Here is a 12,372-nt window from a genome sequence, read left to right as displayed (position 1 = left end):
ATATTGTGCCTACCGAACACACGAAATAAATAACTAGCTGACGTATAGGCCACGGATAGTGCGGGGTAGACGAAATATTGGTGTAAGTGGAAATTGATTGAGAATTCAACCAATCGATAGATACAAAAAAGCCCAGCTAATGCTGGGCTTATCTGATGAATGGTGCCGACTGCCGGAGTCGAACTGGCGACCTACTGATTACAAGTCAGTTGCTAGGTCTAGGTAACTAATTGAAATCAAATGATTAATTTTCTATTTATTTCTGAAGTATGAATATATAGCACTAATGAAAAACAATCATCTACATCAATCATTTATTGATATTCTAAAGAGTTAAAGTGAATTTAACTTCGTTTGTATTTTAAATGTGTTTTTATAAGCTTTAAAAGTGTCTAACCATTTTCTTAACGTTACAGCTCTACGTTTAGCAGTGTTTTCACTTAAACCTGCTGACTTCTCTAATAAGAATGGAACAGCGCTTTCTCGGTTCAACTCAAAAACAGATTTTACGTTTGAATGTTTTAACCACGCCCAACCACATACTGACCTTTCAAAAAGATCAATTAAGATAGTTGCTTTTTCTTTCAACTCTTCTGCCTCCGCAAGTTTTTGACCAATAGGGGTTAATTGCCCTCCCCATTTAGTTAGACCTAGCATTCTAGCAGCAGATATATAATATGATATTTGTCGTTCAACCAAATTTTCTGTATTGGAATTAAAGGGTTGCCCATTATATCTTTTTTCTACAAACGTTATTATTCTTGAAATCTCATCTGCTTGGGGAATGGATTCACTGCCAACACGACTTTGATTGTATTCATTTAATGATTGAGCAGTATCTTCTAGATCAGCTGTATCTATAGAACTTAATACATTTCCAGAGTTAGTACGAAATTCGAATTTTAAGTTATAAGTTGATAAGTTACTAACTAGAGATTCAATAGTTGATAAATCGATATCAAAACTTCTCAATTCCTCTAGGGAACCATTTGATTCAATTAAGGTTTTAAATATTTCTGATGCTTTTGAAGTTATCTCTTGATTGTGAGCTGCTTTAAATTGCATTTTATAAGAACCTACACCCGATAATGCAGGTTGGAAAGAAGGTTTTTTTAAGTCTAAAGAGTCCACAATTGATCTGTAAACAGCTTCCCAAGACCCAAATATTTCTTGAACTGAACTCCATGAAATATCTTTTTTTCCTTTCTTAGTAGAGTTACGACTTAACCTAATTTCATGGTATTGATCGTTAGATGTAAATGAATCCAAAGGACGGTTATATGCTGTGTATTCATTATCAGATAGTCTTTTGACAGCAAAACCCTGAGGCGGTAAAGCTTCATGATCAACTTCTTCATGTGTTAATAGTTTAAATTCAGCGGGTAAATCCACATCAAAATAAGTTTTTATTTCGAATATTTTTTTAAACTGAAAAACATCTCTGAGTTGAATGTATCCGTTTTCAACTCTTTCTTGTTCTATATTAGAAAAATCAACGTAGTACCATGAATCTGAATCTTCAAATTCATCGGCCCAATAAACTAATAGATCTTTATTTAATTTTTTGGAGTGCGCAACAAAAGCCCTAGGAACATCATATCTATAATATTCTTTTGTTATTGATAATTTCCCAAACTCTTTAGTCTCAGGTAAAAAATATATAGACATATTATTTAACCACCGTAAAGCAGTCTTCTATTCCTGTTTCTTCTCTGAGCCAAGCTTCAAAATGATTGTTATGATTTACTTTTGATATTTTTCCATGCAGGGGAACAAGCTCACCCTCTGCAATCTTTTTATTTCTTTGTGCTTTGAATGAATTCCTTGCAAACTCTACATTACTAATATCACGGAACATAGATGTGCCGTAATCAGCAGGTTTAAGGTTTTTACTCTTTTTTTTATGTGGTTCTTTATTATGACCAACAAAATCCAAATCAGAAGGAGGGTTGTTTTTTACTAATCGAAATGCAATACCATTAGCATCGGTTGCATCATTAGGAGGAACATTACTCGGGAAATCCTTCGGCCATGAATAGTCATCAAAAGACATAAACATCCTTATTCATTTAATAATAATCTCTCTATTGAAATTTCATATGCTTCCTCGCATAAGTCATTTCCAATAAAACTACGCCCCAAGTTTAATGCAGCTTTACCCGAAGAGCAAGACCCCATAAATGGGTCACATACGAGTTCACCTTCATTAGTACTTTGTTTTATTAATATTTCAATTAATTCAACTGGTTTTTCAGTAGGGTAGCCTCTGTGAATACGTGGAACACTTAGTATGTCAGGGATGGATAAATCCTTGATTTTCCTTTTACCTTTTTCAAAAAATAAAATGAACTCATATCTTGCTCTATAATGATAACCCATACCTATTTTCACTTTATCCCAAACAATAGGTTTCCAAAATTTAAAACCAATTTTTTCTGCAATAGGTTTAATAATAAATGCGGTTTCTTGATCACATAACAAATAAAAGTGACTGTTTTTTTTTAGTACACGGTATATCTCAATTAATAGTTCTTCAAACCTAGAATTGGGAAAGATCTCAAACCATTTGTTACTAGAAGCTTTACTATTTTTAAGTCGAGTTGTTGTACCAATTTTACGATGTTTCTCCAGTGACTCATAAGGAGGATCAGTCACAAACAAATCAACTGTTTCATCATTTAATGTTTTTAACCAACTTACAGCATCACCTAAGTGTAAATTACAATTATTTTCATTGATGGAACTAGTAAGTGACGGAGTAATATTTTTATTCAACTTTGCAGCCTTGCGATAATATGAATAGCATTTAGGTATTGTATATGTATACAGTAGTTTGTACAGTGTTAAATTTATAGATTTATATATTATTCTTCTATCATATCCTAAGTATAGGATTAAGTATCCTTTGTTATCACACATAATTAGTGAGTCGATTTTAAAATTACACCACCCACCAACACTACTCGATCAAAAATAATCATTTTTCACCGTAAATACCGATGAATTTTTAAAATTTAAGGTGTGAAATGAAACTTATCGAAGTGAAACCATTTGGTTCTAAAAAACCAATTAAACCTAAGAAATGTCGTAAACCGATAAAACCAAAGAAACCACTCAAACCAAGAAAACTTTAGTTCAAATTCGTTTAACTTTGTGGAGTTTTCAATGATGGTTAATCATCACAATTAATCTATGGTTTATCATGCTTAATACTGATCAAATTAAACAGTTACACCGTTTTTTACAGGAAGATATTGAATTACTGAAATTATCGGGTGATCAAATACCTGAACGGGTAGGGTTTTATCTAGAAAATATACCTAACATTGAAGATTACCCTGCTGATGATCTAGAAAACCTTATCAACATGATAATTAATCCACCATCTTAGAATTCGATACAGACATTTTTTTAGTCAATAACCCGTATAAAGTGAAATCCAGATCCGCTAACTTTTTTAATCCATTTGGATTAACCAACCATACCAATAATAACTTGTCAAATCGCTGGTAGCGTAGCTTCGATTATCATAATTATTAAACATACCATTACCACCGTTAATTAAATCTCAACAACTTAAAATTAAAGGTGGTTATTATGAAAAACATTGAAAATCAACGTAGCTATATCGAAAGCGCAATTGCTAACCCAGGTAGTGTTAGATGGGAGCCAATTACTGATAAACGTTATGTGTGGCGTCATGTGTTGATTAATACTAACCACTTTAATGTAAACACGTTATCACCATTTTCACCTGTATCAAGGGCGATAGTTTATTCAAATCCTCAGCGTTTTTCTGCAACTGATATTTACATGGTATTAGTCGAAGGTGATGCTCCAGTAGTTTGTTGGTTTGATTCAAACCGTGAAGTACCGATTATATTTAAAACCGATGATACAGATTCACTCATTAAAAATAAAAAATTGTTAAAATTAATCTATCGTGGATTTATGCGGTTACTTGATGCTGATGAAGTATATCGTCGAAATCAAGAGTACATGCTTGGTGATGAACACTTACAACCGCTTGATATCGATGATGATATACCTGATGATGTGGTGAAAAAGATAATCTATTCGTTGGTACATTTTACTAATTTTATTAGATCGAATAATTCAACCAAATTTATAGATATACCAGTTGTTTTATAACTTACCAAAGGGATCTAACAGTCAATTTTCTGCGGTTGGATCCCTTTATACTGCTACCTAATTTTCATCGTGGTAATTATCCAGTACCATCTTCATTTTTTGTGCAACTTGTCCATTCTCAAGGTGTGCATAACGCATTGTAGTACTGATATTACGGTGTCCAAGAATATGTGCAGTTTCTTGCAGTGTCATACCATTTCTAATTAATTTAGTTGCAGCACTGTGGCGTAAATCGTGTACTCTGAAATCATCGATACCTGCATTTTTAATTGCTTTACGAATTGATATGGTTGAATGCTTACGTGGATTTTTACCTGATTTATCAGTAAACACCCACTTATCTTGTGTTCTGGTTTCAAATCGGCGTTTAAACACTTTATATAACCGAATATCCATCAGTAAACATGATTCATTGTTTGTTTTACTTCGTTTTAAATTAACCGTTTGCAGTTCAAGATCTACTTGATCCCATCTTAATTCTGCTGCTTCCGAATACCGACATGCTAATGAAAGCAAACAGATAACTAAATCATAGTTATCAATTCGTTGATTTAATAACTGAAGTCGTTCCGTAGATGGTGTTAACTTGCTGTAGTATTTCGGATTACGTGGTTCTAACTCACTTAGTAAACGTACTTCTTCATCTTTTGATAGTGAACGTATGCGTTTATTTTGAATCTTAATCTTAGGGAAAATAACAGGTGATACCTGAAAACCTAACTTTTGTGCGTACTGATATGCACCACGCAATTGAATAATATTGTGTTCAATGGTTTGTGCTGCTTTACCTTCTCGTTTTCTCTTTAATACAAACGTTTCAAGATCTTTAGTGGTTAATTCGTGTAGTGGTTGATTATCGAAGTACAATTTAACCGTTCGTATCTTCGATAAAATATCATCATGCGTTTTCATACCTACCTTGCTTTCACCAAACATATCCAACGCATCGTAAAGTAAAATATGCTCAGGATTACCAAGGTGCTTTTGGTCAAGTAAATCTTGTCGCCATTTACGTTCAATTTCTAATGCTTTGGCTCGGTTTTTACTACCACTGGATTTTTGGTATTTCTTACCTTCAAACTGAAATCTTATTTGGTAATAACCATTCTTCTGCTTTAATACTGTCATCATTAGTACCTATTAATCATTAACGTATGAAGGTACTTTCCTCCCTTGCTAGTCCAACAATCAACAGTGATTTAAAGAAATTACTTACCCAGTTTTTGTTCTCTTACTGGTGTAAATCGGTGATGGTTAATTTAACTAAATTAACTAAAGGAAGTGATGATGAATCCAACTATTTTAAAGTATCCAAACGGTCAGTTACGTGGTTTTATCTACCGTTTAAGTCAGTATCGTGTTGAAATTCGTAATTCAGGTGGAGTAACACTTGGTTGGTACAATCCTTCTACCGATATAACCTATACCTCTGGTGGTTCTATGGTTGGATTTGGTGATTTATTAACAACTTTGTTGTAATTACTTACTAACTTGTTGTGGTAGATAAAAAGATACTGGTTTATCAAAAAATATAACTATTACGTGTTAATAATATTAATTAAAAAGTTTTAATAAATCGTTTATCTTTTTATCCTTGCTACCACCACACCACGTTATTTCTGAGATAACACCAAATAGTATCAGTATCCAGTGTTATCCCTATTATCCAACTTAACTATTCCATCAAGTCGTTATCAAACGAATTATTATCTTCGTCTTCGGTTATCACTACCTCAGGTTCAAACCAATCATTAGCAAGTTTTTTTCTACCTTTATGCTCTGGGTCATCGTATACGTAAACTACTTCGTCAACTGCACCAACCAAACCTTTAATAAAATAACCAGTACCTGTAGTTAAATTACCTGTGAGATCCTTAATTTTACGTGAAGTACTTTCAATGTAGTCATGGCGTTTACGTAGTGCATCTTTTAATTTCGCATCAAACGTCGGCTTGCCCATAGGGTTTTTAGTACCAAAGTCACGTGCTTTAATTTCATATAACTGAAACGGTATATCTTTATGGATGTATTTAAAGTCAGGGCGGTCAAATACGTGATCAATAATCCACTCTAGTGGTCCAGCTTGCGCTGCTAGTAGTGCTTCATAATCTTGACCATGTAACTCTTTAGGTGGTGATTTTAAGTCTTCTACTGATGTCAAAATTGAATGTAACCACATTGATACTTGCTCACGGTTTTCAAGTAAATGCTTGTGTTCAGTCCACCAGTCAACGGCATCTTGCCTTTTATCAAAACCTTTTACTTCCATTACATGATCAATGATCGATCTATCAACCTGTAATATTGAAAAACGTCTGTCGGATTGATCTCTACCCAGATAAACAGCACCTAACGCTCCATTACCGCCAGTAAAGTACAAAGCCAAATTATCAGATTGATAGTTCTTGCCATACTTACGGTCAATCACTAGCGATTCTTGTCCGATCATGTGCTTCAACTGATCCATATTCGCTTTATCAGATGATGCTTCATCTAGTAGAACTGCAATTTTACCTTCGATTAACCCGTTAAAATTACGCATCTGCTCTTGTCGAATAGCGATTACCTGATTTTTACCAAACATCGTACCTAATAAACGTTCAACAAGTGTGTTTTTACCCGCTCCACCTTCACCATATATTACAATACAAGGTAAGTCATACGCTTCAGGGTAAAGGTACTTCCATGCAATTACTTGTATTATGTGCTTCATATTTTCGGTTTTGTTGTCACCTAAGCTGCGAATTAAAATATCAAACACTTCGTGATACTTACCTGCTTTAGGTGTTACCCAGTGGTCACGTCTAAATCGATTTAAAATATAGTCAGGTAATTGCTTTGCAGATAACTTTTGTGTGCGGTAACTGCGTCGAAATGCTTGTAAGCGTTTTTGTAAGAATGATCTCGCACCACGAATACCAGATAAAAATTCACCGTGAATAAAGTCCGTAACTTTATAATCAACCCATTGACCCTGATCTGGTAAATATTCGGTAAGTACACCTTGATCTGAAACGTAATAAATTAAACGTGTTGCAATTAATTCATCAACTAAATCGTATAGTGTTGGTTTTTCATCTTCAATTAATTGGTTAACTTCTGCTTCCTTATTTTCAATTTCTTCTTCAACCGATTGAATTTGCTTCTTGCGTTCTTCGTCGGTTAACTTGTCGTTACTTTTTACACGATCTAGTTTTTCATTTAGTAGTTCAATTTCTTTATTAACAAACTCGATCTCTTCACTATTATCAACAACACGTTTTTGGTAGATAAAAATATCGTGTTTTTTTAAAAAGTTAATCACCACACCGAGTGAAAACTCATACTTCTTCGATGATTCCCACTTACGAATACAAGCGAATGCTGATTTTGATGGTTTTAGTACTGATGAAACCTCAATGAACTGCTGCACACTAAAACTATTGCAATGAAGTGCACCTGCAATCTTATACCAAAGGTCGTCTTCTACACGCCCAGTCTTTAATAAACCCGTGACAATAGCTTCACGCTGTCCATTAGACAGGTCAGGTCGCTCTACTGGTTTTAAATCGGTTTTAACTTCGTTTTCTTCAAGTGATAACAGATCGAACAACTCACCATGGTTATGCCAGATTTTAGCGTGTTCTAACATGTGAGCAGGGCATGAAGGGGTGTAAAATAATCTAGCACGGTCGAAGGTAGATGTATCAGCACCTTCAAAACGTCTTAATAGTGCTTGCTTACGTTTTAGTAGTTCATCTTTATCAACGGGTTCTTTTAGTAGAAATACCAAACGTAACTTGTGAACTGATTCGTCAAATTCTTTACCGCTCTCGTTACCTTCATCATCGGTAATTGTTTTGGTCATGTGACCGTATGATGTATAACCTAGATACTCTAAATCATTGAACCTTTCGTTCACATCGTTGATTGTCATACCACCGTCGATATCAACAACAACAGCACTATACTTGTCGATATTAACTGCTTTTCGTAGTAATACGGTTTCACCTGAATAATTCTCAGTGGTTTCAACACCATCATCATCAATGGATTTCGGTGATGCAGTAATAAAACCACTTTGGTTTTTCTTATCTTCAATAACATTGTGTTCACTACCCATAAACTCGTCAATAAACGATTTCCACGTCATTACTTCGGTTTTTTCAGGAGTGATTTGGTTGTCTTTTGCTGATTTAAACAAACAAACAGCGATAGGGTTAAGGTTGTGGTTTGGATTAATTAATTTAGTCATTTTGAGTTCCTTACATTTAAAAAGAACTCGATTTTAGTTATCCAAATATCCGTTGGGAAAACAGTGGCACCAGCGATTTGACAAGTTTTTAAGGATGTGGTTAGTCGCTATTATGCACTTCGAACGCTTCGTTTATCCAACGTTTTAAGGTGATTGGTTTTACCTCATTAAGTAGTTCATCTTGATCAGATAGTGAAATAGTCTTTTGGTCGCTTTGATTTAATACATCGAGTTTATCGTTTAACTGTTTTCTAATAACTTTAACCATTGAATCTGTTGTTTGTTCCTGATTATTAGATACGTGATTTTTAACCAAATCAAATACGATTTCTTTACGTAATTTGTTCATTGGTTTTTCATCGTATTGTACTTCTTTATCGTTGATAGGTGGTTTATCCGCATTATTAACAATACCTTTATCGATACGTCGATTTTGTGAATCCTCCCACTGTTCTGATAAACGAATTAATAACCTCAAATGATTTGATGCAGATATAAGCTTTGTAGCTCTAATTATTAAAGAAATACTATTTTGCTCATGTAAGTGCGCTTGAATTAAATCTTTCATAGCCAGTAATAATGGTATTTTTACCGCATCAATAGTAACCAAACTACCATCAGCATTAGTCAACTTTGTTCTATCTTTGTATGTGTAATATTGCTTGGGCTTGTGTGCTTTTTCTTGTTTCTTTTTCTTCTCTAATTTTTCATTAAACTTTGGTGAGAGTTTCATCCATTGGTTTAATGTAGCGTTTTTCGTTTCATCATTTTTCTTTTTTTGTTCAAAAACCGGGTGTTTTTTGGGGTCCGATAATACGTAAAATTCACACTCATTTGCCATTTGAAGTGAAATATTATCTATATCAAAGAGTAACCTATCAGGTTCTTCTGTAAGTCGTATTTCATCAAAATCTAACTTATCAAGGTACCAATTTTCAGGTGTTTGAATATCACCTTGGTATCCGTAGAAATTTACTAAGTGAATTAAACACTCATCTATTATTCCACCTAACTCTGGGTGATTAACTCTCTCAAATTCGTAAGATCTAATAAATTCAGATATCAACATATTGCTCTTGTTTTTCTTATTCGTTAGTTTGGGTGGTGGATAAAATACTACTGTTTTTATCAAATAATATAATTACTTAGTGATAGATATTTAAATAATAAAAGTTTTATAAATCATTAATCTTTCTATCCTTACTATTCACACACCACGTTATTCATGGGATACAAGCAGATAACCGATTTATCCAACAGGTATCCGTTTAATCCGTAATCAACACCGCTCGCAAATTAATCATCGAACCAGTTACACCACTTGCACTGATAATACGTTTACCCTAGTAGTTACACTACCTGATTTTTAATAAAGGGGTTACGAGTAGTGCAGTATAGGGTGCAATCACTTCCTAAGTACCACGGATTAATACGACTTAACCCTACACCGAAACTTACACCACTAATTACTTCAATTTATTGGGGTAAAAATTAATAAACCAACGAGATAGGGGATTAGTTACCCCATTAACTACATTTACCCTACTGTGAATATTTAAAATTGATGAAGAAATAACACGGTATAAATTTTTAAATCTAAAAATTTATTATCAGATAAACCGCAATATATGCAGTAAGTAATAGGGGAGTGGTGTAAGTAAAAATCGGGTAAGAAATTACCCTATACGTGGATACAAAAAAGCCCAGCTAATGCTGGGCTTATCTGATAAATGGTGCCGACTGCCGGAGTCGAACTGGCGACCTACTGATTACAAGTCAGTTGCTCTACCAACTGAGCTAAGTCGGCACACAAAGCTGTGTGCGATAAATTAATAGTTAACTAATCTATCTTGGCACCGAATAAAGGTTTATTGCTAATAAAAGCTAATTAAACATCTACTCTGTAAAATGGTGCCCCGACCCGGATTTGAACCAGGGACACGAGGATTTTCAATCCTCTGCTCTACCAACTGAGCTATCGGGGCTTTTTCTATTTCTTTCGTCTTTTTGGCTTTGCCTTGAAGACGGGCGCTATTAGACTGTTTTTCTTTTTATCAGTCAACACTTTTTTTATAAAAAAGTGTTGTTTGATTGTTTTTTCTACTTCTTGCTGTCTTAAACGTCTATCTTTAGGTGAAATTTACACAGCAGCTTGTTGGTTCTATATTTTACTGCTTATTTTTTACAGGAACGTAACCTTCAATTTCTGGTTCTTTTCCTTCAAAAAGAAATTCAATCATGGCTTTTTCTAAAAATGCACGGTCGTTTGCTTCCATCATGTTCATTTTTTTCTCATTAATTAGCATGATTTGTTTTTTCTGCCAAAGAGTCCAAGCTTCTTTACTAATGTTGTCGAAAATTCTTTTACCTACCTCACCTGGGTAAAGTTGATAACCTAATCCTTCGGCTTCTTTGTTTAAGTGTTGACATAAAACGGTGCGGCTCATAATGATGTTCTCTTGGTTAATAAATTTTATTAATACGATTCAAGTGTTAGTTGGGTTATTAGCTTTTTAGTGGAAGCGGCTAATCCTACTGACGATTGTTTGGTTAGATCATACCATTGTTGCTGATCTATTTCGTTTATTTCATATTCTGTTATGGCGTTTATTCTTTCACAATCAACTATTACTGCGGTTATATCTAAATGAAAGTGGCTAAAAGTATGCCTAAATTCAGGTAATGTTTGTTGGCTTGTGGCCTGTAAGTTTAACTTAGAAAGCAGAGGTGTAATGTTTTCTAACGCCTCAACTTCAACAAAACACCATAATCCGCCCCATATACCTGTAGGCGGGCGTTTTTCCATAAGTACTTTATTGCTAACGCGTGGAATTACCATAATGGTACTTTTTTCTGGCGTTACTTTTTTAGGTTTTTTTTGTGGGTAGTTAGCTTGTTCGTTTAACGAATGTGCTAAACAGCCTGATTGAAGAGGGCATTCGTTACATTTAGGTTTGCTGCGCGTACAAATAAGCGAGCCTAAATCCATCATGGCTTGGTTAAATTGTGCAACTGACTCTTTTGGGGTGAGTACTTCAGCAATAGGCCATAATGCTTTTTCGTACTTTGCTTGGCCGTTATGTCCTTCTACTGTGTAGCATCGCGCTAAAACACGCTTTACGTTGCCGTCGAGTATTGGATGATGCTTATTTAAGGCTAAGCTTAATATAGCGCCTGCGGTTGAGAGGCCAATACCGGGTAATGCTATTACTTCTTCTATTGTTTCTGGAAATTCACCTTGGTATTGCTCAGCCATTATTTTAGCTGCTTTGTGTAAATTTCTTGCGCGGGCGTAATAGCCTAAACCTGTCCAATGGTGAAGTACTTTGTCTTCATCAGCGTTTGCTAAGTGGGTAATAGTAGGAAAGCTTTCCATAAAGCGGTGATAGTAAGGAATTACAGTGGCAACTTGTGTTTGTTGCAACATAACTTCAGAAATCCATACGCGATAAGGGGTTTTGTTTTGTTGCCAAGGTAAGTGTTTTCTACCTTGTTTGTGATACCACTCAACAACTTGTGCACCAAATTTTTTGGCGGAAGAAGGAGATATTTTTATAGTATTTGTCATAGGGGCGTTAGTGTAGCTAATAATGATGGGTGTCTCAATTTGTTATTGTGTTGCGTAAACGTTAAATAATCTTGCAATAATTTGGTTAACCATTATCCTCTCGCCCATGTACTGTAAATAATGCAGTAAAATACGAAATATTTAGGGGCTGTTGACCTTTGTTTATCATTTGAGCTGAGAGAAAAAATTCTCTTAGACAAGGCAAAAATAATGAAATTCAGTCGTCTAAATGAATTATTTTTAACGCTGTATAAGACAATTTTAGCCTCAGCCCGAAGGGCAATGGCTATTTTAACCTTTAACTTCATTAGAATGCGTTTATTTACGACCACATGGATGTGGAAGGTAGTGCGACGTTTTAACCCAAGCCGAGAACAACTAAACTGCACGCATTCTGCTTTGTTAAAGAGTAAAATAG

The 12,372-nt window shown here is 34.6% G+C and carries 12 protein-coding genes and 2 tRNA genes; 4 read left to right on the top strand and 10 right to left on the bottom strand.

Features of this window, described 5'->3' with window-relative positions:
* Window positions 1-97: 97 nt before the first annotated feature.
* The gene (locus B0X80_RS20665; protein WP_281253033.1) at window positions 98-226 is read left to right on the top strand and encodes a hypothetical protein; all 129 of its coding nucleotides are present in this window, start codon (window positions 98-100) and stop codon (window positions 224-226) included.
* A 107-nt stretch (window positions 227-333) separates the two neighbouring features.
* Here B0X80_RS20665 and B0X80_RS19320 read toward each other — a convergent pair whose 3' ends face one another.
* Genes B0X80_RS19320 through B0X80_RS19310 form a run of 3 tightly spaced genes read right to left on the bottom strand, consistent with a single transcriptional unit; the run spans window position 334 to window position 2,739 of the window.
* Complete coding sequence (locus B0X80_RS19320; RefSeq protein ID WP_077343294.1) at window positions 334-1,668, bottom strand: DUF6575 domain-containing protein; 1,335 nt, start codon at window positions 1,666-1,668, stop codon at window positions 334-336.
* Window position 1,669: 1 nt separating this feature from the next.
* Window positions 1,670-2,053, bottom strand: a complete 384-nt coding sequence (locus B0X80_RS19315; RefSeq protein WP_077343292.1) for a hypothetical protein — start codon at window positions 2,051-2,053, stop codon at window positions 1,670-1,672.
* A gap of 8 nt (window positions 2,054-2,061) precedes the next feature.
* Complete coding sequence (locus B0X80_RS19310) at window positions 2,062-2,739, bottom strand: DNA-methyltransferase (RefSeq protein WP_245825504.1); 678 nt, start codon at window positions 2,737-2,739, stop codon at window positions 2,062-2,064.
* Between the two features lie 463 nt (window positions 2,740-3,202).
* On the opposite strand from B0X80_RS19310, the gene B0X80_RS19305 reads away from it, so the two are divergent.
* Both B0X80_RS19305 and B0X80_RS19300 read left to right on the top strand, forming a co-directional pair.
* A complete protein-coding gene (locus B0X80_RS19305; protein ID WP_077343288.1) occupies window positions 3,203-3,391 on the top strand; it encodes a hypothetical protein in 189 nt (62 codons plus the stop codon).
* Between the two features lie 206 nt (window positions 3,392-3,597).
* Complete coding sequence (locus tag B0X80_RS19300) at window positions 3,598-4,152, top strand: hypothetical protein (RefSeq protein ID WP_077343286.1); 555 nt, start codon at window positions 3,598-3,600, stop codon at window positions 4,150-4,152.
* A 57-nt stretch (window positions 4,153-4,209) separates the two neighbouring features.
* Here B0X80_RS19300 and B0X80_RS19295 read toward each other — a convergent pair whose 3' ends face one another.
* Window positions 4,210-5,283 carry a tyrosine-type recombinase/integrase gene (locus B0X80_RS19295; RefSeq protein ID WP_077343284.1) on the bottom strand — a complete coding sequence of 358 codons (1,074 nt, stop codon included), beginning with the start codon at window positions 5,281-5,283 and terminating at the stop codon, window positions 4,210-4,212.
* 153 nt (window positions 5,284-5,436) lie between these two features.
* Here B0X80_RS19295 and B0X80_RS19290 point away from each other — a divergent pair, with 153 nt between their 5' ends.
* Complete coding sequence (locus tag B0X80_RS19290) at window positions 5,437-5,631, top strand: hypothetical protein (protein WP_139345354.1); 195 nt, start codon at window positions 5,437-5,439, stop codon at window positions 5,629-5,631.
* Between the two features lie 196 nt (window positions 5,632-5,827).
* On the opposite strand, the gene B0X80_RS19285 is transcribed toward B0X80_RS19290, so the two are convergent.
* The 6 genes from B0X80_RS19285 to mutY all read right to left on the bottom strand — a co-directional run bounded on the left by B0X80_RS19285 (window position 5,828) and on the right by mutY (window position 11,954).
* Window positions 5,828-8,386: a DUF5906 domain-containing protein gene (locus B0X80_RS19285; protein ID WP_077343280.1), complete on the bottom strand. Its 2,559-nt coding sequence runs from the start codon at window positions 8,384-8,386 to the stop codon at window positions 5,828-5,830.
* Between the two features lie 100 nt (window positions 8,387-8,486).
* Window positions 8,487-9,455: a hypothetical protein gene (locus B0X80_RS19280; protein ID WP_077343278.1), complete on the bottom strand. Its 969-nt coding sequence runs from the start codon at window positions 9,453-9,455 to the stop codon at window positions 8,487-8,489.
* 662 nt (window positions 9,456-10,117) lie between these two features.
* Window positions 10,118-10,193, bottom strand: a tRNA-Thr gene (locus B0X80_RS19275).
* 102 nt (window positions 10,194-10,295) lie between these two features.
* Window positions 10,296-10,371 (bottom strand) — tRNA-Phe (locus B0X80_RS19270).
* A gap of 183 nt (window positions 10,372-10,554) precedes the next feature.
* Window positions 10,555-10,833, bottom strand: a complete 279-nt coding sequence (locus B0X80_RS19265) for an oxidative damage protection protein (RefSeq protein WP_077343276.1) — start codon at window positions 10,831-10,833, stop codon at window positions 10,555-10,557.
* Window positions 10,834-10,862: 29 nt separating this feature from the next.
* Window positions 10,863-11,954, bottom strand: a complete 1,092-nt coding sequence (mutY, locus tag B0X80_RS19260) for an A/G-specific adenine glycosylase (protein WP_077343274.1) — start codon at window positions 11,952-11,954, stop codon at window positions 10,863-10,865.
* Window positions 11,955-12,372: the final 418 nt, after the last annotated feature.

Origin of the sequence: Pseudocolwellia agarivorans (assembly GCF_002000085.1) — a bacterium.
Classification (GTDB): domain Bacteria; phylum Pseudomonadota; class Gammaproteobacteria; order Enterobacterales; family Alteromonadaceae; genus Pseudocolwellia; species Pseudocolwellia agarivorans.
The sequence above is the reverse complement of the archived record's forward strand: the minus strand, read 5'-3'. Positions and strand labels throughout refer to the sequence as shown.